Origin of the sequence: Xanthomonas sp. NCPPB 3569 (genome assembly GCF_041475645.2) — a bacterium.
Lineage (GTDB): Bacteria > Pseudomonadota > Gammaproteobacteria > Xanthomonadales > Xanthomonadaceae > Xanthomonas > Xanthomonas phaseoli.
Genome location: NZ_JCAQOA010000002.1, coordinates 12,268 through 37,377, shown reverse-complemented (window position 1 = coordinate 37,377; position 25,110 = coordinate 12,268). Strand labels below are relative to the sequence as shown.

Here is a 25,110-nt window from a genome sequence, read left to right as displayed (position 1 = left end):
CCTTGACGCCACTAGGCCATCAGGCCGATAACGGTGTGTAGTTGAAACCGATCAAGCAGCTGTTCGCCTGAGTGGGGCGGTCATTTCTCCCCCCGTTTGCCCACTGTTGCGTTGAACAGGCAGGAGGCATCACCTGCTCTACAGCGGTCGTTTGCGCCCAGCCGGGAACTGGCTATTTGACATCGACGCCAGACAGGCTACATCCAAGCCCAGTTGGTACCAGATGAAAGTTCACCAACTCAATGGCGGGCGACCCAAGGCATCCAGGCGTTCTGCATCTTCAAGGATCGCAGCAGTTGTGCGCGGCGAAATTGGCTGTGCGTCATCCAGTGCATAGGCTTGCCGCGCAGCATCGGCGGCTAGAGCCTCACGCGTCCGCGGTGAGTGCTCTTGCAACCTTTGACGCGTGTTTCGGGCCAGATCGGGGGCGATGACCGGCATCGAGGAACAGATATCGCCAGGTGCGGGGTTGGCTAGAAAAGCTGTCTCTAGGTCGCGCGCATTTGCATGGAGTTCAGTTTGCGGGTCCTCGATCTCGGCTCTGAATGCGTTTGTCCTGGCCAGCGCGTCGATTGCATCAGGCTTGTCGAAGCGTTCAACTACATTGGTGGATGTTCCGTACGTTTCGGCCCAGTGCGAATCCCTTGGTAGAACGGCCGGACCGTCGGCCCACGAGTCGAGGACTACAGTGGATTCTTCCGCCTCTGCCGAGCCTGGGGGCCGGTAGAGCGCGTAGAGGTGGGTCTGGTCGTAGTCGCGTACGGTCATCATCTGCCCGCCATTCTCCATGCGGACTGCATGCCGACGTGCGTTAATCGCTGCATTGTGATCACAGTTGCCTGCCCCCGCAGCCAGCGCACTGCCTGCCAGTAAACTTTCGTCATTTTCACCGAGACAGTAAGACAGGGAGCTATAAGTGGCGCTCCGTCCGTTGCTGAGCCGCAGATCGCTATCGACATTGCCTCGCCCACGGTGCAAGGCGAGTCGTGTCTCGTGCACCGTCTCTGTAGCATCGGCAAGGCGTTGACGGTCGCTCGCGTCTTCGATGGGTCTGCCGTTGAGTCGCATACCAAGCTGGTAGGCCGCCTGCTGAACTTCGTGCGGTTGTAGTGTTGGCTGCCGGAAGCGCCCCCGCCTCGTTCCCGAAGAGCCGAGTGCCACCAAGCCATGCAGGCTGGGTGAGATGGGCGCCTCGGAGGATGAAGGCGTAGAGGGCGTGGTCTGCTCTGTGGCGTGACTTGCATAGTGGTCGGGTGAACCTGCCACGCTCGGCTTTGAAACGCATAGACCCATTTTTGATCTCCGACAGTGACCTCAGAATCAAGTCTTGCAAAGAGCTCTCTGAATGTCGTTGGTTCACCGAAGTCATGTTTGGGAGCGCGAAAGGTGATACGCCCAGGGTTCCGGAGACACTCAAGACCCTCGTTGCGCGTAGCGCCGTTCAACTCTACATGGGACAGGTCGCCAGTTGAACCGTGGCGGCAGTTGAGGGTGTAGAACATCTCGATGTAGTCGAATACCTCGGCGCGAGCGGCGGCGTGGCGACACATCCAGCTGAACGGGCACTACACCTTCCAAAGTAACGGCAACTTGATCGATCTGGATGCGCTCGTGGCGGGGTTGGAATTGGGGTGAGGGGTGACGGAATTTTCTGGGGTTCCGGCTTACATCCCCAATACCGCGATGCCTTCGTCCAGCACCAGGCGGCCGCCCTTGCTCTCCTTGAACGGGAAATAGGCGCCCACTCGCGTGAGCTTGGATTCCTCTACCACATCCTTCGTGTATTTCGAGGCCTTGCAGGCCACCAGGTAACTGCTCACGGGCGTGTTCTCCTGTCGTCGTTTTGGCGCGGATCCGCGCCGCATCAGATTATCACTTTTGAAGAAGTGATGCCGACCCGCGGGGCTTGCCGGATTGAATGCCCTGGGACCAGGTGCAAGCCTGCCGCCTCGCGCAAAGGAAGAACATTGGGATATCTACGAGGCCGCCTGCCCTTAGCGCACTACGCCTCGCCGGCGAGTTTGGATGGATCGTCGTCCGGCACCAGGAGGTCGGGCCACACCTGCCAGCGCAATTCAGGCTTTGCTTGCCAGGGTTCATCGCATTTCGCCACTACGACCATGCCGGCGGTAATAGCCGCAATATCAAGCCTGACAAGCCCACCTTGGCCACCTTCTTCCCGCCAGAGTCCTGGAAGTACACCCGGCACTGGCTCCGGTGAATTCATGTTGCGTTCTCCCTGATTGGACTCGCCCCGGTAGCTCGACTACGGAGCCACGGGTGCGTCAAAGCCATACCGCGCAAAGACCGCCGTCAAACCCTCGAAAAACACCTCTTGGCCGGTCTTACCCTCGGTCATCCGAAGCTCGACCAGACGCGCCCAGTCCTCTCGGCGCAGGCGCACGGTCATAGTGACGACGCCGCTTTCGTTGGTACCACGGCGGCGCTTGCCCTGGACCTTTCCGCCTTCTGCTGGCTGGCTTGGGACCGCCCGAACCGCTGGCCTGGTCGCTGCCACCATCGGCTCATCGAAGCCAGCCGGCATCGCTTCGGCGGCCTGGCTATTGCGGGCGGCACGCTGGCCCAGCTTGCCCAACGGACTCTTGCTGTTCATGGTTTACCTCGTTACGTAATTGCGTGGATACGTCTTTAGCTTGTTAGCCTATTAGGCTGCTACTGGCGTGGCTGTCGGTAGCGCCGCGATTGCCGCGTCTATGTCCTTGCGCAGCTTTTTGATTTCAAACGCCCCCCTGCCCTTGGGGTCGAACTCAACCACGGACAGACCGTTGCCGATGGATCGCCGAAATGGCATCAAGTGGTGTACGACGGTCTCAAGCACCGGCAACCCGCCTTCCTCGATGGCCTGACGCATGGGTTCAACCTCGGCTGCCCGTAGCGGTGCGGCATTGATGACGGCCACGGCCGGCGTGCCGGCGGCGTCCAACATCCGGCGCACGGTTTCCAGCGTGCCGAGGTCCAGGGGTGACGGCTGGAACGGCACAACCGCGAGCGTGGCCAGGCGCAGGACCGGCACCAAGGCCGCCGAGGCATGCGGCGGCGTATCCACCAGCACCACGTCGTAACCATCACTCTCCGCATCTCGGAGGGCCGCGGCGATTTCCGCGCCGGGCACCCCGACCACGGTTATGTCCTGCGCGTCCCGCAGCCCCCCCCACATTTCGGCCGACCGCTGCGGATCCGTGTCGATCAGCGCGACTGACTTGCCAGCGCGTTGGTATTCCACGGCCAGGTGCAGGGCCAGGGTCGTTTTGCCCGCCCCTCCCTTCTGCGCCGCAATCACGATTGTTTGCATGATTGACCTCGTTAGTTAATTACGGAATTAGCCTGTAGCGTCGTTACGTAACGAATACTAGCATGACTTCATTACGTAATGAACGGATGGCGTAAGCACGTTTTTACTTCTTCCCTGCCGGCTCCAATCGCGCCAACAACGCCGCGTTTTGGGCCTCGGCAGCTTCCAAGCGCCCCACCAGACCTGCAGCCTTTTCCCTGGCCGCAGCAGCTTCGCTTCGCGCTCCAGCGACTTCCTGTCGAGCATCTTCCGCATTACGCTCGATTTCCCCAGCCCGCGCCTCTGCAACCGCCAGCCGCTGGCGAAGGTCCGCCGCTTCCGTCCGCGCGGCTTCCTCTGCGGCCTCAAGCGCCGCCACCCTGCCCTTGGCCTTGTCCAGCTCGACCGTGAGTTGATCCGCCAGTTCAGCCGCTTCCTGCCGGGACGCCTCCGTTTCCGATCGGGCCAGTTCCAGCGCCTCGCGCTCCGATGCCAGGCGGACGTTGGCCAGCTCCAAGGCCGCCGCCCAAACCTCCCCGCCCAGCTCGGCCAGACGATCAAGGATTGCTTGCGGCGCAGGCTCCCGCAGCGGGGATTCCTTGGCCGCCCGGCGCGCCTTCCACTCGGCCATGGCGTCCTGGATGGTGGAGAAGCTACCCCCGCCAACCACCTTTCTTACGGCCACCAAGGTCGGGTTCTGTCCGGCGGCATCCAAGTTATCTGCCGCCGCCCAAATCTGCTCGCGCGTAATAGCCATTCGACCCTCCTCGTGTAGTAGTTTGTGTTTTACAACACACTACTACAACATACAACAAATATTTGCGTATCTGCGTAATGACGTAAACACGCAGTCACGCAGCGAAATGCTTGTCCAGCTTCGCGGCGATTTCCCGCGCTACCGCCTGCCAGGCGGTAGCCGACACAGGCCCGCCCTCCATGCTGGCTAGCGTCGCCGGATCCGCGTCAGCCACGGCACGCGAGTGCTTGGCCAGGGCGGCCATCACGAACGCCTGGGCCAGCGCCCCGTACTGGGAGAACTCCATCAGTTCGGTCACAACTTCAACGTTGGTCATCCTGCGCATACTAACTTCCTTACGTTGTTGCCTATTAAATTAATAACGTAAAAACGCAATGAAAGAAGCTTTCGGCCGTGCTTCGTAGCGCGGCGCGCCGAAAAACGTCATCGCGCAATCGAATAACGACGCTATAACGCCATAGCGTCATAGCGTTGTTACGTCACTCCTCGCCGGGTTGCATGATCGTGATTACCGGCTCGCCGGCGTCACCAGGTCCGATGTGCAGCTGCAGTTCGACCAGGCGAGGGCGGATCCCCCGCCCTTCGCGCGGAACGCGATAGACAGGGAACACCGCCCGGCAACCCTTGGCGTTGCGTGCCCCGTACACGCGGGCCATGTAAACCACATCCCAAAGCCTGCCAGCCTCGTCCTGGCAGGCATGCTTGCGGGCGTTGTCGGCCGCAGACCATTCCACGCAATCGGCCCAGACCGACCGGGTAAGCGCGACCGGAACTGTGAACCCAGCTTCCCGGCCGACTTCGGTCACATCGATCAACTCGCCATCCTCCAGCATGTCGGCGCGGGTGTAAGCGTGGATGAGGTCGGGACTGGTGGACATAGGGGCTTCTCCTCTTAACGTATGAAAATAATAACGTCGTTACGTCATTACGTAAACAAACATTGATGGAACAAAGCAATATCACTTTTGCAGTAACGATCCTGCGCCATTTCTTGCGCATCGTCTCCGAACGACGGGCGCGCCCTGCTCCTGGTCGGCGCAGCCGGCGGTGGCTGCCGCGGTGGATCCGCGCAGCGATCGCCGGCGCGGCCGGCATCGAGCTGGCCAGCGCCACGCCTGCAGGCGACGTGCGCGGCCTGGCTGTGGCGGTGGTCGTGGCCAGCAACTGGTCGGCGTCGCCAGCAGCGGCTGCAGCGGTGGATCCGCAGCGACCGCCGGCGCGGCCGACATCGAGCTGGCCAGCGCCAGCGCTGCCCGCTGACCCAGCGCCACGCCTGCAACGAGGTGCGCGGCCTGGCCGCGGCTACACCCGTGCGTCCTGCACCTGGTCGGCGCCGCCGCGGCGGCGGTCGCGCGGATCCGCGCGGCAGTGGGCGCCGGCGTCGAGTTGGCCAGGCGTACCGGCGGCACCAGCGCCACGCCGCAGGCGATGTGCACGGCCAGACCTGCCGATTAGGCAGGCTCCACGTGGAGCAACCGCCTTTGAAGGCTATGGCGCATGGATGCGCCGCTCTTGATTCCCAGCGGTGGAACCGCGCTCGGTAGCCATCCGAGTTCGATAACGCCATGACCTGGCCAACGCCGACCCCCAGCCCTGAAAACCCGCTTTTAGCGGGAGGGAGCCGCCGCGCCAGCTGTATCGGCGCGGTGGGAGGGGCGCAGCCCCTCCGGGAGGTCGAAGTTGCGACCGGAGCGCCGTAGGCGCGGAGAGAGGACAGGGGGGCCGCAGGCCCCCGCAACTGGACAAGGCTTCAAACGCTGTCGGTGGCGCGTAGCGCCGGCGACACCTTACTGGCTCTTAAATCTTCTGGTGATTGTGATTTCAACCAGAGGTTGATTGGATGGAAGCCCAATTAAATGGGACAAATAGCGTTACTTCTCCACAACAACTCCACCGCCATATCCACAGACCTGTGGATAACTGAGGCGCGGGGGTCAGAAACAGGGGGCGGGGGAGGGGAGGGCGATGCGCTGGATGCGAGAAAAAGGGCGAAAAGCGCCGTTTGCCAGTGCTTTTCAAGGCTACGGGCACGGGGTGCCCTGCCATACGGCTATTTCAGTAGGGAGAGGATGTCGGCGATGTGCTGCGTGCCGTTCTTGCTGGCCACCGGTGGGTCGCCAGTGGCCGGCGGCGCTGCGCGCGCGGCTTTGCCAACGCTTCGGCCGCGGCTCGCTTCCTCGCGCCGTTGCTGAGCGTCTACGAACGAGGCAGTCCCCTGGCCACGTGCCTGGTCCGCGTGCATGCGATCGCGCTTAAGTAGCCAGCTCGTCCCGGTCATGTCGCACAACCGTTGCAAATTCAGGCGGCGAACGGCCGCTTCGCTGCGCCATAGATTCCGGCCTTCCACGTCCGTGGAGTGCCGGCGTACCTGCTTGGTCGGGTAGGCCCAGCCCAAGCTCACCATCATGTCGAGCGCACGCCTGGCGCGGCGTAGATCGGCCTCGCCCTGAGCGCCGTAGGCAAGCTGGGCCAGGTCGGCTAGCGTGTACCGCTTCCAGGGGCCGCCGCCTAGGCGCGGCTTGCCAACGAAGCCGGTCCGAACGTCGGCCAGGTAGAGCAGGGCGACCGCCAGCGCAAGCAGTGATTCGGCGCCATCTGCGCGCAGTGCTCGGACGCGCTGCAGGGCACGGTCGATCGGATAGCCGGCCACGATCACGGCATGGCGGATCCGCGTCCAGATTGATCCCTGGCGCTGTTCCAGGCCACGCACTAGCTCGGCACGGGTCGCATCCAGCACACCCGGCCGCCGCTTGCCGCCGCTCGGCCGACGCCACCGGACACGCTTATGCGTCCTGCCGTGGCCGGCTGGCTCGGATTCGTCGTGGCCGATCGAGTCGGCCTTTAGGTCTGCCATGCCCCGCGCCTACTGGCGGCGGGGCAGGGTGTCGGGCGTGTTCGCCTTTTCATCCTTTCCCTCTTGCACGGCGTAGCCGGCGGAGGTAGGATTCGAGTCAGCTAGATCCGAATCTGCTGGTGATTCCGCCAGCACCTGTTGTGAAAAAACCGCCTCGCCAAAGGCGGTTTTTTCGTGTTCGGCCTCCTGAAAGCCTTGGCTTTCGCCTGTTCAGGCGGCACACGCTGTCAAATCACCTCAAGTATCAGTCTTCTTTGAAACCTCGCATATCGTAAATTTCACTAGGCCGCGGCGCTGTCCAATTCACTCGCCGCTGGGCGGCAGCAGTGTCCCTCGGTTAGGGGGTGCCTTGAACGCCAGTTCCAGCACCGTTTCAACGCGGACCAGGCGTTCACGTGTTTCAATGCTTTCTGACGCGAGTTTGTCTACCAAACTGGCGAGCGTGGTGACGCGTTCGTTCATCACGATGACTTCGCGCAGCGCCTTCATCACGTCGGTCAAGGTGGTCATGGTGCGTTCGCCCGCTTGGCGCGGGCACGTGCTGCAGCCTCCGCGACGCTCAGGTCATTGGCGTGCGTATGCAGCCGCGAAAACACGCTATCGAGCGCACGATTGGCCTGCGCGGTGGACGCGCGCAGCTGCTCTAGCAGTGGTCCGAGATCCTCGCTCTCCAGCGCCTGGCGACGGATGTAGTCGCTGATGGTCAGCCCTGCGTGACGGGCGCGCTGTTGGAGCGTGCGCTTTTGAGCCGGGGTCATCACGACGGTGATGCGCTCGGTGCCGTTGGCTTCGCGGGAGAGTGGGGCGGGCATGGTGGGCCTCCTGTGTGGCGCATTCTTATCATAATAAGTGGGCAAACGTAAATGGGCCGCCTACGGTGACCCGCTTGGACCCCAATATGTGGGGTCGCACCAAGATTCAGCCACTAACTGCCGTAGAAAAACAACGCGTCGTCAATCATGTCGCGCAGCTGCTCTGCCCGTGCCACCACCTCGGCGTCCTGGGCGATGGCGCACAACTGTTCCATGAAGGTCATCGCCTCGGCCAGGGTATGAAGGACTGGCATTGGGATCCTGTCGCAGGCCGTTGCCGGGATGCGCTCGTCGTGCTCCAGGTCACGATTCTTCGGGAAAGGTGGCGGCTTCCGGGGCCGCGCCTCCTTCGGCTTCTTCGCGGGCCTTCTTCGTGGTCAGGACGATGGTCCCGGACACAGCGAGGCCCGGACGGATGACAAGGTTGAACCCTTCGCCCGATTTGTGCGGGAAGGCGATGCCCACCTCTGTCCAGTGGGATTGCTCGGATCCATCGCGGCCGGTGTAACGGTCAACCACGTTGGCGATCAGCGGAGTCTTGTTGCTCATGGTCCTCTCCTTGCTCGATGAAAGTTAGGCGTAGCTGCTGACGTGCTGAGGGCGGCCGTCCCACGGGGTGGCACGACGGCTACCGTCGATCTTCACAGTGTTGGAAGCACCCACTCTCCGGCGGATCGGTTCGCCCGTGAAACCGGCCGACATGAGGCGTCTTCTTCCCACTCATGAAACCTGCCTCGGTGTAGCTGGCGGCAATCTCACGCAGCGTGGCCATCGCGCCAGTGACGGCAACCACTTGGAAGAATTCGACGTTCGTTTGTTCGTAACCCCAGCTGGTGTTCAACACGTCGCCGACCTGGAGCGTATGTGGGCGTGTTGCGGCCTGGCGGCGTAGCAGATGGGCGGCATGATGGCTGGCCCGCGACTGCTTGAACTGCTCGATGGCGACGTTCCGGCTCTCGGCGCTCCGGTAGTAGCCAGATACGCGACGGCACGCACGGCCTTGCCAGCGAAAGCCTGCAGGTAGAAGAGGGTCGGCAGGGATTCGTGTAAAAAACAGCCAAAAGTGAGCTAACTCATTGAGTGATGAGTGAGAGGTTTATTACACCCATCCCTGGCAACGCTCAGGTAATCCCGACTGAGCCTCACTGAGGAAATAGCTCCATCAACCATGCCATCTCCTCTTCGTTGAATGCCGGGAAATCATCCGCTGCCCCTGCGAAGGGGTCCGCATCTTGTTCCCACATCACGGTGCTGGACGCTGCCAGGTCGGCGTCCATGGGTGTACCAGGATCCGGGAGGCCGCCCCCGATCCTGGTACGCGGGCGTTTTACACCCCAGCTGAGGGGGGGTAAATGCAGCGCATCGCGCTGTTCGGGAACGCGCACCTCGACAGCTTGCTGTGCGAAGGAGCCGGTGACAGAACTCTCCGATCGGGACCGTTTACGGCTGCTGCTTGCCAGCGCCTGGCCCGCCCGGTCTATTGGGCTGGGCGCATCCAGCTCACGCTCCAGCGCATCGGCGAATGTATGCAAAGACGCCTGGTCCGGCGTTTGAGCCGAAGCACCGGACGGTTCGGCCCTTTTCATCCCTAATGCCTGGAGGATACGGTGCCAACGCTGCGGGGCTGGGGGGAGCGTTCCACTGCGGGCCTCCAGTTCGGTGACGCCCACTCTGCGAAATAGCTGTAACAACCCGTGCCTGCTCATCCCGAACTGCGTCATGGCTTCATCAAATGCTTGCGCTGGGTGGGAGTGGCACTGGAAAAAACCCAGCACGCGAGCCACTTGCGCGTGGTCGGCAACGCGATGGGACGTGCGTTCGGGAAGACGGCGATTGGTTCTTTTGATCAAGGTCGGCGCGTGCGGCAATCCCTTTTTCACTGCCTCCAGCGCAGGACGCCCGCCGAGGCAGGCCAAGGCGACGAGGTGGTCATTGGTCAACGCGGCCAACGCCTGATCAGGGCGAGATAACTGGGCAAAAATGCTCTCCAGCGCCGGCTTGCCGCCATCGTGGCTGGCGATGGCCACCACCTGGTCCGGGGTCAGGCCATGTTGCTCGCACAGCACCGGCAACAGCCGCTGCACCGTCTCCAGCGCCGGCTTACCGCCGCCATTGCTGGCGATGGCCACCACCTGCGCCGGGGTCAGGCCATGTTGCTCGCACAGCACCGGCAACAGCCGCTGCACCATCTCCAGCGCCTGCTTGCCGCCATCGTGGCTGGCGATGGCCACCACCTGGTCCGGGGTCAGGCCATGTTGCTCGCACAGCACCGGCAACAGCCGCTGCACCGTCTCCAGCGCCGGCTTACCGCCGCCATTGCTGGCGATGGCCACCACCTGCGCCGGGGTCAGGCCATGTTGGTCGCACAGCACCGGCAACAGCCGCTGCACCGTCTCCAGCGCCGGCTTGCCGCCATCGTGGCTGGCGATGGCCACCACCTGGTCCGGGGTCAGGCCATGTTTGCTCGCACAGCACCGGCAACAGCCGCTGCACCGTCTCCAGCGCCTGCTTGCCGCCAATATTGCTGGCGATGGCCACCACCTGCGCCGGGGTCAGGGTCAGGGGAGCGCCCGTCAGTGCATTGCGCCATGCATGCACTGCCTCCACCGCGGTCACGCCGCCACGTTTTGCAATCTTGAGAAGTTGGCCTGTGTCCAACTGTAACGGTGGACCTCTCAACTCTCCCGACACCGTGAGCAATGCTTCCAGGGCGCGTGCGCCGGACCACTGTTTGCCGACGCCAACGATGTCTTCATGTGTCGCCTCCGGCAACGCCGCGATCATGGCCTGGTACTTGACAGCGACGGTCCCTAAGGCTGCCGGGTGTTGGCTGAGCGCAACGATGTGCGCACGTGTAAACCCATGGCCGATCAGTGCCTCGTGGTGCTGTGCTACTGTCGAACGAGCCTTCAGTTTGATCTTCTCTTGCTGCTGCTGGCTGTAGCCGAGCGTGTATAGATCGACCTGCCCGGCCGGCGAAGCGTCAGAGGTGTGCGCAGCACGCCGTCGCGGCGCCGGCTTGGCGCGCGGCGGCCGCGCGGCCGTCACAGCGACCTGCACGGTGGCTTGCGGGTCATCGGCTGCACGCAGACCCGATTGCACCTCATCCCCCTCTCCTGAGGCAGCCTCTGTATGAGGAGCGCCGAAGGCAGACATCGAATCAAAAAGCGATGTATCAAGAAGCGACGGATCGAACTGACGGAGCAGATCGCTGAAACTGCCCGCTGAGAACGCAGGCAAGGGTGCAGGGGGAGACGGGAGACGGGTTCGGGACATTGTCCGTCGAGCGGGCAAGCCATCCAGGGGGCTGCCAGCAGGCGGAGCCCCCCCACGATCTGCAGTCGGCTGCGGCTGAACCCTATCCGGCTGGGGTCCGGCCAGAAGTTCGTGGGCAGGACTTGGCGTGCGCGGACGAATGGGATCCATCAGGCATACCTCTTTATAGAAAAGATGGTCGCCCAAGACTAAAAGATCTCTGGTCCCTCCACTCCTTGCCGAATCCGCACGGCAGCACACAACTTCGGGGGATCCTGGCAACCCTCGACGACCGGGGGCGAGGCGCAGACATGAAGGCGGTCCTGGACCCGTCTGGAGGGCCGGCAGGAAGTTGTGAAAAATTTCTTTTCTGACAGCAAGTTAGCTCACTTTTGGCTGTTTTTTACACGAATCCCTGCCGACCCTCGATGTGAACCTGGCGCTGGCCATGTATCGCGATGCGGCGTCGGGGCGCTATGAGCAGTTGGTTGTGTGCTCCAACGATAGCGATATCGCGCCGGCCCTTGCGGCGATCCGCGAGGATTTCCCGACCATCGTGCTAGGCATGGTCACGCCACGTAGGCCGCCGGTCGATGGTGAAGCGGACAGAAGAGTCAGCGTCTCGCTGTCGAGCCGCGCCGACTGGACACGTCACTACATTTTGGATGATGAGCTGGCCGCAGCGCAGCTTCCCGAGCGGGTTCGCAAGCCCGGCAAGCCGATCGACAAGCCTGGCCACTGGTGAGCCTCACTCACCAACGACTAGGCGGCAAGGATGCGCCGAAGCATTCTTTCTGCCTCTGCATCGTCTCCACAGCGATAGACCTCTTTCGCCATCTGACGCATCGAAACGCCGGGGGCAACCTCGGCATCTCCATCGGCCAGATCAACCCCGGAGAGATCCTGGTCGGTAATCCCCCCGCCCATTAGCAGACGCCAGAAGTGGAATTTTCTCGTCCCCTTTCCCGAGGAGGTTCCATGAAGAAGTCCCGCTTTACCGACAGCCAGATCATCGCCGTGCTCAAGCAGGCCCAGGCCGGTGCGCCCGTGCCGGAGCTGTGCCGCGAGCACGGCATCAGCTCGGCCACGTTCTACAAGTGGCGCAGCAAGTTCGGCGGCATGGACGTGTCCATGGTCGCGCGCATGAAGGAGCTGGAGGAGGAGAACCGCCGGCTCAAGAAGATGTACGCCGAGGCGCAGCTCAGTACCGACCTGCTGAAGGAAGCGCTCGCAAAAAAATGGTGAGGCCATCTCAGCGACGCGAGATGGCCCAATCGGCAGTCACGAGCGGGCGCACGAACATCCGCCACGCCTGCCAGGCCTTCGCGGTGAGCGAGACCTGCTTGCGCTACCAGGCCAAGGCCAGCGAGCAGAACGCCCGGATCGCCGACTGGCTGGTCCGCCTGACGACCGCCCATCGCGACGGGGGCTTTGGCCTGTGCTTTCTGCACCTGCGCAACGTGAAGGGCTTTGGCTGGAATCACAAGCGGGTCTACCGGATCTACCGCGAGCTGGAGTTGAACCTGCGGATCAAGCCGAAGAAGCGGCTGGTGCGTGAGCGGCCCGAGCCTCTGGCGGTGCCGGAGGCCATCAACCAGGTCTGGTCGATGGACTTCATGCACGACCAGTTGGCCGACGGCCGCAGCTTCCGGCTGTTCAATGTGCTCGACGACTTCAATCGCGAGGGGCTGGGGATCGAGGTGGATCTGTCGCTGCCGTCAGCCCGTGTGATCCGATCGCTGGAGCAGATCATCGAGTGGCGCGGCAAGCCCGCCGTGATCCGCTGCGACAACGGCCCTGAATACATCAGTGGCGCGTTGCTGTCCTGGGCGCAGCGGCATGGCATCCGGGTCGAGCACATCCAGCCGGGCAAGCCACAGCAGAACGCCTACGTTGAACGCTACAACCGCACCATCCGCTACGCCTGGCTCGCCCAAACCCTGTTCGACACCATCGACCAGGTGCAGGACAAAGCCACCCGCTGGCTATGGACGTACAACCACGAGCGTCCGAATATGGCGCTCGGCGGCATCACGCCTGCCATGAAGTTGGCGATGGCCGCTTAGCTCCACTTCTGGCGACCGCTAAAAGTGGGGGATTACCACACCATCGCAGCCGGTGCAATGCCGACAGGCGGGTGATCAGCCAGTTGGGGAAGGTATGGATCATCCTCAGCGTCAATGCTTCGCCGCCCAGCCAGGATTTCGGTGCCAGGGTGTTGCACTTGGACCTTGAGTAGCCGACGATAATGACCGGCTCGACGAACACGCGCTCAGAGCAGATTGCTGCGATATTTCGTCGAGTACAAGAGAGCGCATGTTAGGGAAACTCTGAACAATCCATCGTGATCTGCCACAATCGATCAACGACCCGAGTAGACGATTTCGATGCAGCTGACCTTCGGCGACGCGGAGTACAACGGCAAGCGCAAGCGGACGCGGCGTGAGGTGTTCTTGGCCGAGATGGACCAGGTCGTGCCGTGGAAGGACCTGCTGGCGCTGATCGAGCCGCACTACCCGAAGTCGGGGCAGCCGGGGCGACAGCCGTATCGGCTGGAGACCATGCTGCGCATCCACTTTTTGCAGCAGTGGTATGCACTGAGCGATCCATCGGCGGAAGAAGCGCTGTACGACACGGTGTCGATGCGCCGTTTCGCCAAGATCGGCGGGCTGGATGAGGTGCCGGACGAGACGACGATTCTCAACTTCCGCCATCTGTTGGAGCAGCACGATTTGGCGCGCAAGCTGTTCAATCGGGTCAACGCGCACCTGTCGCGCAAGGGGCAGAGCTTGCGCGGCGGGACGATCGTGGACGCCACGATCATCGCTGCGCCCAGCTCGACCAAGAACAAGGATGGCGAGCGCGATCCGGAGATGCACCAAACCAAGAAGGGCAACCAGTACTACTTCGGGATGAAGGCGCACATCGGGGTGGACGATGACTCCGGGCTGGTGCACCACGTGGAGTGCACGGCGGCCAACGTGGCCGATATCACACAAGCGCACAAGCTGCTGCACGGCAAGGAGGACACGCTGTGCGCGGACAGCGGCTACACCGGGCTTGAGAAACGCGAGGAGATGAAGCGCAAGCGCAAACTGCGCTACCTGATCGCGGAGAAGCCCTCGAAGCTGAAGCAGATTAAGGAAGGTCTGAACAACGCGATCGGAGGATGTGGTAAGCCATATCGGTCGCGGTGACCGCGCTCAGATCCTCGGTTTTTCGCCGTTTTTGGCGCTTTTTCGGGGTATCGTCCCGATTACGGGCGCACCTACCCCGCGGCGGTAATGAACTCTTTGCGCTTCAGCCACAGATTCGACAGCGCAAACAGCATCAGCATCTGTGCGGTGTTCTTCGCCAAACCGCGATAGCGCACCTTGACGTAGCCAAACTGGCGCTTGATCACCCGAAACGGGTGTTCCACCTTTGCACGCAGGCTGGCTTTTGTGTGCTCCCAGCGCTTGGCCAACTTCAGTTCGCGCTTGTTCTTAATCTGCTTCAGCTTCGAGGGCTTCTCCGCGATCAGGTAGCGCAGTTTGCGCTTGCGCTTCATCTCCTCGCGTTTCTCAAGCCCGGTGTAGCCGCTGTCCGCGCACAGCGTGTCCTCCTTGCCGTGCAGCAGCTTGTGCGCTTGTGTGATATCGGCCACGTTGGCCGCCGTGCACTCCACGTGGTGCACCAGCCCGGAGTCATCGTCCACCCCGATGTGCGCCTTCATCCCGAAGTAGTACTGGTTGCCCTTCTTGGTTTGGTGCATCTCCGGATCGCGCTCGCCATCCTTGTTCTTGGTCGAGCTGGGCGCAGCGATGATCGTGGCGTCCACGATCGTCCCGCCGCGCAAGCTCTGCCCCTTGCGCGACAGGTGCGCGTTGACCCGATTGAACAGCTTGCGCGCCAAATCGTGCTGCTCCAACAGATGGCGGAAGTTGAGAATCGTCGTCTCGTCCGGCACCTCATCCAGCCCGCCGATCTTGGCGAAACGGCGCATCGACACCGTGTCGTACAGCGCTTCTTCCGCCGATGGATCGCTCAGTGCATACCACTGCTGCAAAAAGTGGATGCGCAGCATGGTCTCCAGCCGATACGGCTGTCGCCCCGGCTGCCCCGACTTCGGGTAGTGCGGCTCGATCAGCGCCAGCAGGTCCTTCCACGGCACGACCTGGTCCATCTCGGCCAAGAACACCTCACGCCGCGTCCGCTTGCGCTTGCCGTTGTACTCCGCGTCGCCGAAGGTCAGCTGCATCGAAATCGTCTACTCGGGTCGTTGATCGATTGTGGCAGATCACGATGGATTGTTCAGAGTTTCCTTAACCGAGCCGACCTCGCAGGTCAATTGCACATAAAATACTTGCGATGCTAGCTGACCGGTTATAGCTGGCAATTCACTTGATCCCCAAGCATGTGGCATCCAATTCCTACTGGGTAAAGGGCGTGATAGACCAGTTCTTTTCAGCTACTTCAAGGCTAGCCGAAACGTCCAGGACGCGCTACGCGGAAATGCTCAAAAAAGCGCAGCTGCTGCAGGAACCGCACCCCTTCAGCGCTTCGCTAAGGTATGAATTTCTTCGCAAATTCGCGTTATTTAGATGGAGATTTATGAATAATTTCTTTTGTCGTGAATAGTTAGCTATTTTTTAGATCTTTAGCTGCGAAGTCGCCCCGTCAAAGGTTATTACTATGAATTTTGACCACACCATCAATCATCATGGTAAAAAAATGAAATTCAGAATTTTAGCCGGCATGGTCTTAGTCGCTACTGCAGGCATGACTGCTGAGGCCTCTCCGCGTGATGCGCTCGAATGTGCGAGCAGCTCAAGTGTCAAATTCAGTGATGCACTGACCTGCTACCACGACGCGATTGAACGACAACCGTTGGTCTATAACCATGTATCCAACGAATTGGTCAATGGCGTGGAAAGACGCAACTATCTTCTGACTTCACAGGAGTGGTCCCCCGAAGGGGTTGTACAACCAGCGCTGTGGAAACACGATGTTGCGATCTATATTCCCAAAGACGCGCTAAGGAAGCGCGCACTGCTGATCTCCACCAATGGAACGCGGCACGCTTCCGAGGGAAGTTCACCGGAAGCTGCAAGTGAACTTACTCCGGAAGCGCTTGCAATGATCGCGACGCGTACGCGAACTGTGGTGATTGCGCTAAGCGACATACCGAATCAGTACCTGACCTACAGCGATGATGGCAAGCCTCGCCGTGAGGACGATAGTGTGGCTCATACCTGGGCCCGGTTCCTGCAATCTCCAGAGCAACGCAAGACTATGCCGCTGCACGTACCCATGTCAGCAGCTATAGCCCGTGCAATGAGCCTTGCCGAACGCGAGCTAGGAGATTTGCAGATACACCAATTCGTTCTTGCGGGAGCTTCGAAGCGTGGGTGGGCAAGCTGGCATGCCTTGATTGCTGACCGTCGAGTAGATGCAGTCGTTCCGATTGTCATCGATTTCTTGAATATGGGCGTATTATTTGACCATATACGCCATGTGTACGGTGGGAATTGGCCAGTAGCTTTTTATTCGTACGTAGAAGAGGGAATTACAAAGCAGCTCGATAGCAGTGGTTTTGCCAACCTTTTGCAGCTGCAAGACCCATTTCAATATCTTAACTCGCCGTATCGTGATCGCTTGGCGCGGCCAAAGTACATCATAAATGCAAGCGGGGATGACTTCTTTGTTCCCGATGGGAGTCAATTTTATTACGATAATTTGCCAGGCTCCAAAGCTCTACGCATTGTCCCGAACACATCACATTACGGGATCCGGCCGTCCATAGAGGATTCCTTAGTCACATTTATAAATCGCATGCAAAAGCAGCAAGCGGTTCCTGTAGTGACTGGTCGACTGAATGAAGGGAAGACTCCCATGATCGATTTTTCTTCTTCTGAGAGACCGGAGACACTACGTTTGTGGAGTTCTTCAAACCCGGACTCGAGAGATTTTCGTTATGCATGTGGCGTACGTTTTAAGCCTACGGAGCTCCCTACCTCCTCCACAAGGCTTCGCGTGCCTGTTAGTACACCTGACGCCGGTTGGGCGGCTTATTTTGTGGAGGCGACATTTAAAGACGGGTTCGTAGCTACAAGTCAAGCGTATATCCTAGGAAAGCAGAAGTATTCAATCAAGCCTCCAGCAGATAACGGCGCGGCCTGCAGAACCCTTCCCTAATGGACCTTCAACCCTAATTCTCCTTCAACGTGGCCCGCGACCGGCTGTTTCGGCTGGATCTGCTTCGTCGCAAGGACCTGGGACAGCTGGGCCAGGCGTTTGGTCCGGACTACTTGGCACAGGATCGCGCTTCGCGCTTTTTCGTCTTGGGACGAAATGGCAGCCGCTGGGCCAGTTACCTATCCGGTGCGCGCCGCGAGATTGCTTTATGAGTTCCGCAGCTTCGCCTATGGTCGGGGAGTGCTGGGCGCCGGAGGATATGCTACAGATCTGCACCACCGGCCTGAGCCGCAGTGTCAAGAGCGAAGTGGTGTGCTGGGCCTCGCTGCCGGTCTACGCAGCGAGGCTGATGCTGCAACCAGCCTGGACTAGCATTGCCCGAAGGCCTCGGCCCCTGCCTGCGGGAGCACTACGAGTTGGCCACGCAAAGGCCCCGTCTGAGTGCCAACACGCACTGGCGGCAAGCGAGCCGGCGCACGTCAGGACATAACCGCACCAGTGCCCTCAGCCTGACCATCTTTAACATCGACTAGGCAAGACCTATTACGTGTACCGGCTCAATCCTGTCGACAATGCGTTTTCCTGGCAACAAGGCAGGTGGGAGCCGCTGCGCACCGAACATGAATTCATCGCCGTGCTACGCGGCGCCGGTCAAGACGACGCTACAGCCCCTGCAGGGGCCGGTGGTTTACCTCGACACCGACAGGCGTCTGGCCTACGCGATCCGTTCAGTCTGGAGCAAGCCCGGCACTGCGCCGCACCTGGTCGCCGCTATCTGCTAAGTGCCTCGTTCGCCCAGTTCCAGCAGGCGCTCGCGTACTGGGGCGCACCGTCTTCAATCGCGGCTATGCCGATGTGAACGGCACGATCGGCTGGGCCACCGCCGGCATGCGCGACGCCGCGCACATCGCGATGAGTCGCTGTCGGTGCCAGGCGATGGCCGTTACGAGTGGAGCGGCTTCTGGAAAGGCGAGGCACTGCCTGGATGTACGACGTGAATCGCTGGCGCTGGCGTCTGCCGATGACGGATTTGACCAGATCTTCGGCGCTCATCTGAGAGAAGTCCTAGACTGGACATTGCGATTCCGGGGAACTCAAAAAAACGGCCCTCAATCGTGGTTGCGGGGCGGCGTGGATTCGAGGTTTTCACGCGAGATTTGTCCGATGAACACCAGCGGTTGTTGAAACATCTGCGCGAAGCCGCCCAAGTCAACGACGGCCCGGGAGCTTTCCGCTGGGATAGGTGGTGATCTGAACCTGTTCGGCGAGATCCTATGGGTAAAGCATGCATCGCGGGCAGATAGGCCGGTTCTGCACGTTCGAACAGTTGGCGGGAAGATCCGCCAACGAGAAGAAGCAATCGTCCTTGCACTTCAATCACTTAGGGAAGGTATGAACAACGCGATCGGAGGATGTGGTAAGCCATATCGGTCGCGGTGACCGCGCTCAGATCCTCGGTTTTTCGCCGTTTTTGGCGCTTTTTCGGGGTATCGTCCCGATTACGGGCGCACCTACCCCGCGGCGGTAATGAACTCTTTGCGCTTCAGCCACAGATTCGACAGCGCAAACAGCATCAGCATCTGTGCGGTGTTCTTCGCCAAACCGCGATAGCGCACCTGACGTAGCCAAACTGGCGCTTGATCACCCGAAACGGGTGTTCCACCTTTGCACGCAGGCTGGCTTTTGTGTGCTCCCAGCGCTTGGCCAACTTCAGTTCGCGCTTGTTCTTAATCTGCTTCAGCTTCGAGGGCTTCTCCGCGATCAGGTAGCGCAGTTTGCGCTTGCGCTTCATCTCCTCGCGTTTCTCAAGCCCGGTGTAGCCGCTGTCCGCGCACAGCGTGTCCTCCTTGCCGTGCAGCAGCTTGTGCGCTTGTGTGATATCGGCCACGTTGGCCGCCGTGCACTCCACGTGGTGCACCAGCCCGGAGTCATCGTCCACCCCGATGTGCGCCTTCATCCCGAAGTAGTACTGGTTGCCCTTCTTGGTTTGGTGCATCTCCGGATCGCGCTCGCCATCCTTGTTCTTGGTCGAGCTGGGCGCAGCGATGATCGTGGCGTCCACGATCGTCCCGCCGCGCAAGCTCTGCCCCTTGCGCGACAGGTGCGCGTTGACCCGATTGAACAGCTTGCGCGCCAAATCGTGCTGCTCCAACAGATGGCGGAAGTTGAGAATCGTCGTCTCGTCCGGCACCTCATCCAGCCCGCCGATCTTGGCGAAACGGCGCATCGACACCGTGTCGTACAGCGCTTCTTCCGCCGATGGATCGCTCAGTGCATACCACTGCTGCAAAAAGTGGATGCGCAGCATGGTCTCCAGCCGATACGGCTGTCGCCCCGGCTGCCCCGACTTCGGGTAGTGCGGCTCGATCAGCGCCAGCAGGTCCTTCCACGGCACGACCTGGTCCATCTCGGCCAAGAACACCTCACGCCGCGTCCGCTTGCGCTTGCCGTTGTACTCCGCGTCGCCGAAGGTCAGCTGCATCGAAATCGTCTACTCGGGTCGTTGATCGATTGTGGCAGATCACGATGGATTGTTCAGAGTTTCCTTAGCTCACTTTTGGCTGTTTTTTACACGAATCCCTGCCGACCCTCTACACCGTCCTGGACGGGAGCCTACGCGACCGGCCGGCCTACCGCCAGGCGCAAAATACCGGTCACAGCATCACAGAAACCCGCTTTGCGGGCCTGAACGAGCGGGCCGACACCCTCATTCAATCGCTCATCGACCGGGTGACAAATGGCTGACGTATCCATGCTCAAGAAACTGAAAGGCCGGCGCGACGAGCTGGGCGCACCGCCGACGCTGGACGAGGCCAGTACGAACCTGACCGCGCCGGAGGTTGCGCCGGTAACCAGGCCGGTCGCCGCCGCCAACCCACCACCGCAAGCGCGGACGGCCAAGAAGATCGACGGCCGGAGCGCCCGCAAGACGAACCGCACGGTGCAGTTCGCCACGCGGGTCACGCCTGAATGGGATGCTCGCATCCGCGCCCTGGCGCAGCGTGAAGGTGTGCTGTTGGTCGAGATATTGGAAAAGGCCCTTGCTCATTACGAACAATCTAGTAGTTAGTTTGCTGCTAGGTAGCAGCTAAACAATAGACCCGACACCTGCATTTTTCGTTAATGTCGGATTTGGATGTTTTCGAGGAGCGTAAACAGTGGTAATCCCCCCGCCCATTAGCTGACGGCAGAAGTGGAATTTTCTCGTCCCCTTTCCCGAGGAGGTTCCATGAAGAAGTCCCGCTTCACCGACAACCAGATCATCGCCGTGCTCAAGCAGGCCGAGGCCGGTGCGCCCGTGCCGGAGCTGTGCCGCGAGCACGGCATCAGCTCGGCCACGTTCTACAAGTGGCGTAGCAAGTTCGGCGGCATGGACGTGTCCATGGTCGCGCGCATGAAGGAGCTGGAGGAGGAGAACCGCCGGCTCAAGAAGATGTACGCCGAGGCGCAGCTCAGTACCGACCTGCTGAAGGAAGCGCTCGCAAAAAAATGGTGAGGCCATCTCAGCGACGCGAGATGGCCCAATCGGCAGTCACGAGCGGGCGCACGAACATCCGCCACGCCTGCCAGACCTTCGCGGTGAGTGAGACCTGCTATCGGTACCAGGCCAAGGTCAGCGAGGAGAACGCCCGGATCGCCGACTGGCTGATCCGGTTGACGACCGCCCATCGCGACGGGGGCTTTGGCCTGTGCTACCTGTACCTGCGCAACGTGAAGGGCTTTGGTTGGAACCACAAGCGGATCTACCGTATCTACCGCGAGTTGGAGTTGAACCTGCGGATCAAGCCGAAGAAGCGGCTGGTGCGTGAGCGGCCGGAGCCACTGGCGGTGCCGGAGACGATCAACCAAGTCTGGTCGATGGACTTCATGCACGACCAGCTGGCCGACGGCCGCAGCTTCAGGCTGTTCAACGTGCGCGACGACTTCAATCGCGAGGGACTGGGGATCGAGGTCGACCTGTCGCTGCCGTCAGCCCGGGTGATCCGCTCGTTGGAGCAGATCATCCAGTGGCGCGGCAAGCCCGCCGTGATCCGCTGCGACAACGGTCCTGAGTACATCAGTGGCGCGTTGCTGTCCTGGGCGCAGCGGCATGGCATCCGGGTCGAGCACATCCAGCCGGGCAAGCCACAACAGAACGCCTACGTTGAACGCTACAACCGCACGGTCCGCTACGCGTGGCTGGCCACAACGCTGTTCGACACCATCGAGCAGGTGCAGGACAAGGCCACCCGCTGGCTATGGACGTATAACCATGAGCGCCCGAACATGGCGCTCGGCGGCATCACGCCAGCGATGAAACTGGCGATGGCTGCATAACTCCACTTCTGGAGTCCGCTAAAAGCGGGGGGATTACCATGTTGCGCACGCAGATTGGGCATTGCGCACCCGCCAACTCACGCTGAGACAGCGCCCGGTAGCCACGGCAACGAAAAACGCCCGGGCGTCAGTTGCTTTCGGTAAAGGTGATGGAAGGCGAGGCACCACCAGACGCGGTGCATTTGCCTAGCGTGAGGTTGTTCTGTTGCCCCGAATAACCGGCGTTGGGACCCAGGCACCTCGGAGCATTCGAGGTTCCATCTTTGACGGCCACGTTCACGGTGACATGCGAGCCCGAATTGAACAACACCAGCGGGTGGTCACTGCCGTTGCCGAATATATTGAACTCGGAGCGCCGCCAAATCCTGTTGATGTTCAGAGTGTTGGCGCTTTGACTGACGCTGTAGGCCCTGCCGTCGATCGAGAACGTCACGGTGTCCACGCCGCCCGCGGTCGCCGAAGCGCTCATCTTGATGCTGCCGATCTGCGAGATTGGAACCAGCGGCACAATCACCCCATTGCTGTTGCTATAACACGCGTTGTAATCGCTGGTGGAGTAGGAATTCCAACCAGACGGGCAGCCCTTTGCCTCAAATTCCTCGGCATTGCCGGCATAGAACCAGTTCTCGATAAAGATGACCGGCGTCCGGCCGTTGATCGGGTCGCTGTCGTAGTCGGTGGAGTAGAAGAACTGCTGCCAGGTCCAGCACGAGGAATATCCGAACTGTGCGCAGGTCACAGCGTTCCTATCGAGATTGGTGTTGATCTGTAGCGAATAGTCGGCCACGCCAGTGGCCACGCCAGTCACGGTCGGGAATGTTCCCAACGTCGATTGGATAAGCTGGCGTGTGCCTGCAACGTAGTCGACACCGTTACCGGCGGTCAGCGCCGCATCGGTGCGCGCGGTGATGGCGCCATCCTTGTGGACAGTGATGGCCGGCGGCCTCGAGAGCAGCTTTGGCGAGGGCACGCAGGCGGTTGCCTGCCAGCCATTGTTGGGGAACGACGAACGGAAGCATCCCTCCATCGTGGGAGCTTCCTGCCGGATCGTCGTTTCCCAGGACGAGATCGCCGCAGTGCGGCCCGCCGATGCGGTCGCCGCAGTTTGCCCGCTTTCCGCTGCATTGGCCGTGCTTGCGATGATGCAAGTGGCAAGCAAGAGCTTGGCTCCGATATTCATCATTTGCGTCCCTGGTGATGGGTGGAGCGCTGGATCATGCTCGTCAGCGACGCAGCACGACGGCCAAGCCGGAAGCGATCTGCGCGTTGGCGAAGGCGCCGATAAGGCGGTATGTACAAGTCGGCTCCCATCACAAGCGTGCCGCGATGCAGTGCAATCTGCGACCCGCTGGGTCCGGACTGCGGCACCGATATCGGTGCGATGCGGCTATCGACGGCGATAAAGGGGGGTAAGCCGGAACCGCCGAAATTTCCGTCACCCCAGCTCCAGTCCGGCCACGCGTGCATCCACGTTGAGCATCCTGGCAAGGCAGGATGCTCAACGTGGATGCACGCGTGGCGGGGCGGCTTACATCTCCTCTTTGTCGCGGTGACGAATGATCTTGAAGCGCGAAAGTCTGCTACCATTCACTTTCGGTAGGTAGGTATATATATACTTATAGAGTCACAGGAACGGGGATGCACCCCGCAGGCCGATGGTCAGCCGCTGCGCTGCCCATCGGCATGTATATACATAGATAGGAGCACCCATGGTCTTCGCGTGTGTCAACACCAAGGGCGGCGTCGGCAAGACCACGACCGCCGTGCATCTGGCAGTGATGCTCGCCCGTCAGGGCAAGACGCTGCTGATCGACGGCGACCCGCAGGCCTCGGCCGCGAGCTGGGCAGCATGGCGTCGTGAGACGCAGTACGACCCGTCACCCACCACCACCTGCCTCGCTGGCAAGGCGATCCTCAGCGAAGGCAAGCAACTGGCCACCGGCTTTGAGCATGTCGTCGTTGATGCGGGTGGCCGTGATTCTGTGGGCCTGCGCTCCGCGCTGCTGTTGGCCCAGCGTGCCGTGATCCCGGTCGGTGCATCCAATCTGGACGCAGCGGCCATGACCGACTTGCTCGAAGTTGTCGAGCTGGCCCGCGACTATAACCCTGAGCTGGACGTGCGCGTGCTCCTGACCCGCATCGATCCGCGCACCAAGGATGCGGCCGAGATGTTGGAATTCCTAGCCGAGCAGAAGCTGACTGTATTACCTACAAAAGTCTGCGAGCGGGTGGTTTTTCGCCGTGCCATCGGTGAGGGTGCGACCGTTCAGGAGCTAGGCCGCGATCAAGCAGCCATTGCCGAGATGGAAGCCTTCTTCAAGGAGGTGATGCAATGAGCATGAAGGGCAAGCCCAACACGGCCCAGTTCAAGCCGCCCAAAGACCCGACCGCCTTCCTCGAAGGCGGGGAGGCCGACAAGGCAGAGAAGCCGCTGGTCGCCCCTGCGGCCGTGGCCACGCCACCGGCCGCCACACCGCCCGCTGCCGAGGAAGCGCAGCGCTACGGCCGCGCTCGGGTGCAAAAAATCTTCAACTTCCCCGAGGAGCTGGCTGATCGCCTGCGCCGCGAAGCACTCAAGCGCTCCGAAGAGAAGGGCGTCCGCGTCACGGAGAAGGACATCGTGATCGAGGCGCTGGAAGCCTTCCTCAACGGCATATAGGTATATACATACCTATGTGTTCGCATGGATAACGAAGTTCAATATGTAACCCGGAACGGGGATTACCGTGGAACCGGTGGAAGCCTTTATCTGGCAACGTCATGTTTTTACGAGAAAAATTGGATTTTGCGAGTCATTTTTACACGCATGTCGGCTGCCCCCCCCTTCTCAGTCGAGTTATCCGTACTCGCGTTTTGGTTACATGTTTTTTATCATGTAACTGCACATGCAACCAGTGGAGAGCACCATGTCATCAATTCACGAATCAAAGGTAGCCCGGCACCGCGAGCGGATGCGCGCTGCGGGGCTACGGCCTGTCCAGTTTTGGGTGCCCGACACACGCTCTCCCGAGTTCGCGGCGCAAGTGCGCAAGCAGTGCCAACACCTGAAGGGCGACCCGGCAGAAACCGAGGTTTTGCGCTTCACCGAAGAGGCCGCAACGCACGTTGTGGGCTGGGAGTGATGCAGCGGGGCGACCTTGTGACGGTTTCATTGCAGGGCGACTATGGCAAACCACGGCCCGCCTTGGTCGTTCAATCCGACTTGCTCACCGACCTGGAAAGCGTCGTGCTGTGCCCGGTGACAAGCGACCTGCGCAATGCCGCGTTCCGCGTCAACGTGGAACCGAACCCGGCCAACGGGCTGCGCGCGCTCTCGCAGGTCATGGTGGACAAGCTCTCAACGCTGCCTCGCACCAAGATCAGCGAACCGTTTGGCCGCCTCGATGAGGAGCGGATGAAAGCGATAGACAGGGCGCTCCTGCTGGTCGTTGGCGTTATCTGACCAGGTGCGCGACCGCCTGCCATGTGGTCGGAAAAATCTGGGATTCCGGCTTACCGGGTGCCGTCGCGGAATTTTCGGCGGTTCCGGCTTGGTTTAAGTGAGTTGGCTGTTCCATTGCTCCCCGAACCCCGTTATCGGCTCTTTTGTGCGCGTAGCGCACGGCGACCGCTCTTAAACGCAGACCACCCGAAGCCGGCAGCCGTT

General features: G+C 61.0%; 27 protein-coding genes and 5 pseudogenes. 12 read left to right on the top strand and 20 right to left on the bottom strand.

The window, feature by feature from the left end; genetic code table 11:
- Window positions 1–231 precede the first annotated feature (231 nt).
- The 15 genes and pseudogenes from xopE to ACCQ03_RS22120 form a co-directional block, all read right to left on the bottom strand.
- Window positions 232–1,293, bottom strand: coding sequence for a XopE/AvrPphe family type III secretion system effector (gene xopE, locus ACCQ03_RS22190; RefSeq protein ID WP_150145898.1), 1,062 nt, complete (start codon window positions 1,291–1,293; stop codon window positions 232–234).
- Window positions 1,294–1,413: 120 nt separating this feature from the next.
- A pseudogene (locus ACCQ03_RS22185) lies at window positions 1,414–1,535 on the bottom strand (IS3 family transposase); the annotation flags it as partial.
- A gap of 129 nt (window positions 1,536–1,664) precedes the next feature.
- Window positions 1,665–1,820 carry a hypothetical protein gene (locus ACCQ03_RS22180; RefSeq protein ID WP_209227362.1) on the bottom strand — a complete coding sequence of 52 codons (156 nt, stop codon included), beginning with the start codon at window positions 1,818–1,820 and terminating at the stop codon, window positions 1,665–1,667.
- Between the two features lie 182 nt (window positions 1,821–2,002).
- Complete coding sequence (locus ACCQ03_RS22175) at window positions 2,003–2,227, bottom strand: hypothetical protein (protein WP_150147921.1); 225 nt, start codon at window positions 2,225–2,227, stop codon at window positions 2,003–2,005.
- A gap of 39 nt (window positions 2,228–2,266) precedes the next feature.
- Window positions 2,267–2,614 carry a hypothetical protein gene (locus ACCQ03_RS22170; protein ID WP_017115645.1) on the bottom strand — a complete coding sequence of 116 codons (348 nt, stop codon included), beginning with the start codon at window positions 2,612–2,614 and terminating at the stop codon, window positions 2,267–2,269.
- Window positions 2,615–2,665: 51 nt separating this feature from the next.
- Window positions 2,666–3,313, bottom strand: a complete 648-nt coding sequence (locus ACCQ03_RS22165; RefSeq protein ID WP_150147927.1) for an AAA family ATPase — start codon at window positions 3,311–3,313, stop codon at window positions 2,666–2,668.
- Window positions 3,314–3,416: 103 nt separating this feature from the next.
- On the bottom strand, window positions 3,417–4,049 hold the full coding sequence (locus ACCQ03_RS22160; protein WP_150147930.1) for a DNA-binding protein: 633 nt from the start codon (window positions 4,047–4,049) through the stop codon (window positions 3,417–3,419).
- Between the two features lie 94 nt (window positions 4,050–4,143).
- Entirely contained in the window at window positions 4,144–4,374 is a 231-nt protein-coding gene (locus tag ACCQ03_RS22155; protein ID WP_209227360.1) for a hypothetical protein, read from the bottom strand.
- A gap of 154 nt (window positions 4,375–4,528) precedes the next feature.
- Complete coding sequence (locus ACCQ03_RS22150) at window positions 4,529–4,927, bottom strand: DUF6573 family protein (protein WP_150147937.1); 399 nt, start codon at window positions 4,925–4,927, stop codon at window positions 4,529–4,531.
- A 1,172-nt stretch (window positions 4,928–6,099) separates the two neighbouring features.
- Window positions 6,100–6,786, bottom strand: a complete 687-nt coding sequence (locus ACCQ03_RS22145; RefSeq protein WP_150147972.1) for a hypothetical protein — start codon at window positions 6,784–6,786, stop codon at window positions 6,100–6,102.
- 420 nt (window positions 6,787–7,206) lie between these two features.
- Window positions 7,207–7,413: a hypothetical protein gene (locus tag ACCQ03_RS22140; RefSeq protein WP_150147940.1), complete on the bottom strand. Its 207-nt coding sequence runs from the start codon at window positions 7,411–7,413 to the stop codon at window positions 7,207–7,209.
- A complete protein-coding gene (locus tag ACCQ03_RS22135; RefSeq protein ID WP_150147943.1) occupies window positions 7,410–7,715 on the bottom strand; it encodes a plasmid mobilization protein in 306 nt (101 codons plus the stop codon). Before ACCQ03_RS22135 ends, ACCQ03_RS22140 begins: the two co-directional genes overlap by 4 nt.
- Before the next feature lie 113 nt (window positions 7,716–7,828).
- The gene (locus ACCQ03_RS22130) at window positions 7,829–7,969 is read right to left on the bottom strand and encodes a hypothetical protein (RefSeq protein ID WP_209227358.1); all 141 of its coding nucleotides are present in this window, start codon (window positions 7,967–7,969) and stop codon (window positions 7,829–7,831) included.
- Window positions 7,970–8,018: 49 nt separating this feature from the next.
- Window positions 8,019–8,264 (bottom strand): hypothetical protein, encoded by a 246-nt coding sequence (locus ACCQ03_RS22125; RefSeq protein WP_150147946.1) that lies wholly within the window; start codon window positions 8,262–8,264, stop codon window positions 8,019–8,021.
- A gap of 1,334 nt (window positions 8,265–9,598) precedes the next feature.
- Window positions 9,599–11,141: pseudogene (locus tag ACCQ03_RS22120) on the bottom strand (type III secretion system effector avirulence protein AvrBs3); the annotation flags it as partial.
- Between the two features lie 259 nt (window positions 11,142–11,400).
- Here ACCQ03_RS22120 and ACCQ03_RS22115 point away from each other — a divergent pair.
- The gene (locus ACCQ03_RS22115; RefSeq protein ID WP_150147951.1) at window positions 11,401–11,715 is read left to right on the top strand and encodes a PIN domain-containing protein; all 315 of its coding nucleotides are present in this window, start codon (window positions 11,401–11,403) and stop codon (window positions 11,713–11,715) included.
- 17 nt (window positions 11,716–11,732) lie between these two features.
- On the opposite strand, the pseudogene ACCQ03_RS22110 reads toward ACCQ03_RS22115, so the two are convergent.
- Window positions 11,733–11,945, bottom strand: a pseudogene (locus ACCQ03_RS22110) (transposase); the annotation flags it as partial.
- Between the two features lie 3 nt (window positions 11,946–11,948).
- On the opposite strand from ACCQ03_RS22110, the gene ACCQ03_RS22105 reads away from it, so the two are divergent.
- Together ACCQ03_RS22105 and ACCQ03_RS22100 are read left to right on the top strand one after the other, a co-directional pair.
- Window positions 11,949–13,036, top strand: a protein-coding gene (locus ACCQ03_RS22105) for an IS3 family transposase (protein ID WP_209227356.1) whose coding sequence is annotated in 2 segments (ribosomal slippage) — window positions 11,949–12,201 and window positions 12,201–13,036 — 1,089 coding nt in all. Because the reading frame shifts where the segments join, the coding sequence is not laid out codon by codon here.
- 321 nt (window positions 13,037–13,357) lie between these two features.
- Window positions 13,358–14,113 (top strand): annotated as a pseudogene (locus ACCQ03_RS22100) (IS5 family transposase); the annotation flags it as partial.
- Between the two features lie 125 nt (window positions 14,114–14,238).
- Here ACCQ03_RS22100 and ACCQ03_RS22095 read toward each other — a convergent pair.
- Window positions 14,239–15,210, bottom strand: coding sequence for an IS5 family transposase (locus tag ACCQ03_RS22095; RefSeq protein WP_150147813.1), 972 nt, complete (start codon window positions 15,208–15,210; stop codon window positions 14,239–14,241).
- Between the two features lie 473 nt (window positions 15,211–15,683).
- On the opposite strand from ACCQ03_RS22095, the gene ACCQ03_RS22090 reads away from it, so the two are divergent.
- Complete coding sequence (locus ACCQ03_RS22090) at window positions 15,684–17,147, top strand: PhoPQ-activated pathogenicity-related family protein (protein ID WP_209227885.1); 1,464 nt, start codon at window positions 15,684–15,686, stop codon at window positions 17,145–17,147.
- A 29-nt stretch (window positions 17,148–17,176) separates the two neighbouring features.
- Window positions 17,177–17,359, top strand: a complete 183-nt coding sequence (locus tag ACCQ03_RS22085; RefSeq protein WP_342343564.1) for a penicillin acylase family protein — start codon at window positions 17,177–17,179, stop codon at window positions 17,357–17,359.
- Between the two features lie 559 nt (window positions 17,360–17,918).
- Here ACCQ03_RS22085 and ACCQ03_RS22080 read toward each other — a convergent pair.
- Together ACCQ03_RS22080 and ACCQ03_RS22075 are read right to left on the bottom strand one after the other, a co-directional pair.
- Window positions 17,919–18,200, bottom strand: coding sequence for a hypothetical protein (locus ACCQ03_RS22080; RefSeq protein ID WP_244664242.1), 282 nt, complete (start codon window positions 18,198–18,200; stop codon window positions 17,919–17,921).
- A gap of 458 nt (window positions 18,201–18,658) precedes the next feature.
- Window positions 18,659–19,629 (bottom strand): IS5 family transposase gene (locus ACCQ03_RS22075; RefSeq protein ID WP_412566710.1). Its coding sequence is split into 2 segments (ribosomal slippage): window positions 18,659–18,768 and window positions 18,768–19,629, totalling 972 coding nucleotides; the frame shifts between segments, so codons are not numbered across the junction.
- 110 nt (window positions 19,630–19,739) lie between these two features.
- Between ACCQ03_RS22075 and ACCQ03_RS22070 the strand changes: the two are divergent.
- From ACCQ03_RS22070 to ACCQ03_RS22060, 3 genes and pseudogenes are all read left to right on the top strand, one after another.
- Window positions 19,740–19,892: pseudogene (locus tag ACCQ03_RS22070) on the top strand (ParA family protein); the annotation flags it as partial.
- Complete coding sequence (locus ACCQ03_RS22065; protein ID WP_007966095.1) at window positions 19,885–20,217, top strand: hypothetical protein; 333 nt, start codon at window positions 19,885–19,887, stop codon at window positions 20,215–20,217. The pseudogene ACCQ03_RS22070 and the gene ACCQ03_RS22065, both read left to right, overlap by 8 nt.
- A 159-nt stretch (window positions 20,218–20,376) precedes the next feature.
- Window positions 20,377–21,464 (top strand): IS3 family transposase gene (locus ACCQ03_RS22060; protein WP_150147815.1). Its coding sequence is split into 2 segments (ribosomal slippage): window positions 20,377–20,629 and window positions 20,629–21,464, totalling 1,089 coding nucleotides; the frame shifts between segments, so codons are not numbered across the junction.
- 127 nt (window positions 21,465–21,591) lie between these two features.
- On the opposite strand, the gene ACCQ03_RS22055 is transcribed toward ACCQ03_RS22060, so the two are convergent.
- Window positions 21,592–22,647: a hypothetical protein gene (locus ACCQ03_RS22055; RefSeq protein ID WP_150147819.1), complete on the bottom strand. Its 1,056-nt coding sequence runs from the start codon at window positions 22,645–22,647 to the stop codon at window positions 21,592–21,594.
- A 526-nt stretch (window positions 22,648–23,173) separates the two neighbouring features.
- Between ACCQ03_RS22055 and ACCQ03_RS22050 the strand changes: the two genes are divergently transcribed.
- From ACCQ03_RS22050 to ACCQ03_RS22035, 4 genes are all read left to right on the top strand, one after another.
- On the top strand, window positions 23,174–23,800 hold the full coding sequence (locus ACCQ03_RS22050) for a nucleotide-binding protein (RefSeq protein WP_150147822.1): 627 nt from the start codon (window positions 23,174–23,176) through the stop codon (window positions 23,798–23,800).
- The gene (locus ACCQ03_RS22045) at window positions 23,797–24,123 is read left to right on the top strand and encodes a hypothetical protein (RefSeq protein ID WP_007974207.1); all 327 of its coding nucleotides are present in this window, start codon (window positions 23,797–23,799) and stop codon (window positions 24,121–24,123) included. Before ACCQ03_RS22050 ends, ACCQ03_RS22045 begins: the two co-directional genes overlap by 4 nt.
- A gap of 247 nt (window positions 24,124–24,370) precedes the next feature.
- Window positions 24,371–24,586, top strand: a complete 216-nt coding sequence (locus ACCQ03_RS22040) for an antitoxin MazE family protein (RefSeq protein WP_150147824.1) — start codon at window positions 24,371–24,373, stop codon at window positions 24,584–24,586.
- Complete coding sequence (locus ACCQ03_RS22035; RefSeq protein ID WP_150147827.1) at window positions 24,586–24,906, top strand: type II toxin-antitoxin system PemK/MazF family toxin; 321 nt, start codon at window positions 24,586–24,588, stop codon at window positions 24,904–24,906. The genes ACCQ03_RS22040 and ACCQ03_RS22035 overlap by 1 nt, the downstream gene beginning before the upstream one ends.
- Window positions 24,907–25,110: the final 204 nt, after the last annotated feature.

Coding starts and splice junctions, on each gene's coding strand:
- ACCQ03_RS22035 (WP_150147827.1), top strand. CDS start 24,586: ATGCAGCGGGGCGACCTTGTGACGGTTTCATTGCAGGGCGACTATGGC.
- ACCQ03_RS22045 (WP_007974207.1), top strand. CDS start 23,797: ATGAGCATGAAGGGCAAGCCCAACACGGCCCAGTTCAAGCCGCCCAAA.
- ACCQ03_RS22175 (WP_150147921.1), bottom strand. CDS start 2,227: ATGAATTCACCGGAGCCAGTGCCGGGTGTACTTCCAGGACTCTGGCGG.
- ACCQ03_RS22135 (WP_150147943.1), bottom strand. CDS start 7,715: ATGCCCGCCCCACTCTCCCGCGAAGCCAACGGCACCGAGCGCATCACC.
- ACCQ03_RS22130 (WP_209227358.1), bottom strand. CDS start 7,969: ATGCCAGTCCTTCATACCCTGGCCGAGGCGATGACCTTCATGGAACAG.
- xopE (WP_150145898.1), bottom strand. CDS start 1,293: ATGGGTCTATGCGTTTCAAAGCCGAGCGTGGCAGGTTCACCCGACCAC.
- ACCQ03_RS22065 (WP_007966095.1), top strand. CDS start 19,885: ATGGCTGACGTATCCATGCTCAAGAAACTGAAAGGCCGGCGCGACGAG.
- ACCQ03_RS22040 (WP_150147824.1), top strand. CDS start 24,371: ATGTCATCAATTCACGAATCAAAGGTAGCCCGGCACCGCGAGCGGATG.
- ACCQ03_RS22160 (WP_150147930.1), bottom strand. CDS start 4,049: ATGGCTATTACGCGCGAGCAGATTTGGGCGGCGGCAGATAACTTGGAT.
- ACCQ03_RS22125 (WP_150147946.1), bottom strand. CDS start 8,264: ATGAGCAACAAGACTCCGCTGATCGCCAACGTGGTTGACCGTTACACC.
- ACCQ03_RS22140 (WP_150147940.1), bottom strand. CDS start 7,413: ATGACCACCTTGACCGACGTGATGAAGGCGCTGCGCGAAGTCATCGTG.
- ACCQ03_RS22155 (WP_209227360.1), bottom strand. CDS start 4,374: ATGCGCAGGATGACCAACGTTGAAGTTGTGACCGAACTGATGGAGTTC.
- ACCQ03_RS22150 (WP_150147937.1), bottom strand. CDS start 4,927: ATGTCCACCAGTCCCGACCTCATCCACGCTTACACCCGCGCCGACATG.
- ACCQ03_RS22055 (WP_150147819.1), bottom strand. CDS start 22,647: ATGATGAATATCGGAGCCAAGCTCTTGCTTGCCACTTGCATCATCGCA.
- ACCQ03_RS22080 (WP_244664242.1), bottom strand. CDS start 18,200: ATGAGCGCCGAAGATCTGGTCAAATCCGTCATCGGCAGACGCCAGCGC.
- ACCQ03_RS22050 (WP_150147822.1), top strand. CDS start 23,174: ATGGTCTTCGCGTGTGTCAACACCAAGGGCGGCGTCGGCAAGACCACG.
- ACCQ03_RS22095 (WP_150147813.1), bottom strand. CDS start 15,210: ATGCAGCTGACCTTCGGCGACGCGGAGTACAACGGCAAGCGCAAGCGG.
- ACCQ03_RS22090 (WP_209227885.1), top strand. CDS start 15,684: ATGAAATTCAGAATTTTAGCCGGCATGGTCTTAGTCGCTACTGCAGGC.
- ACCQ03_RS22170 (WP_017115645.1), bottom strand. CDS start 2,614: ATGAACAGCAAGAGTCCGTTGGGCAAGCTGGGCCAGCGTGCCGCCCGC.
- ACCQ03_RS22165 (WP_150147927.1), bottom strand. CDS start 3,313: ATGCAAACAATCGTGATTGCGGCGCAGAAGGGAGGGGCGGGCAAAACG.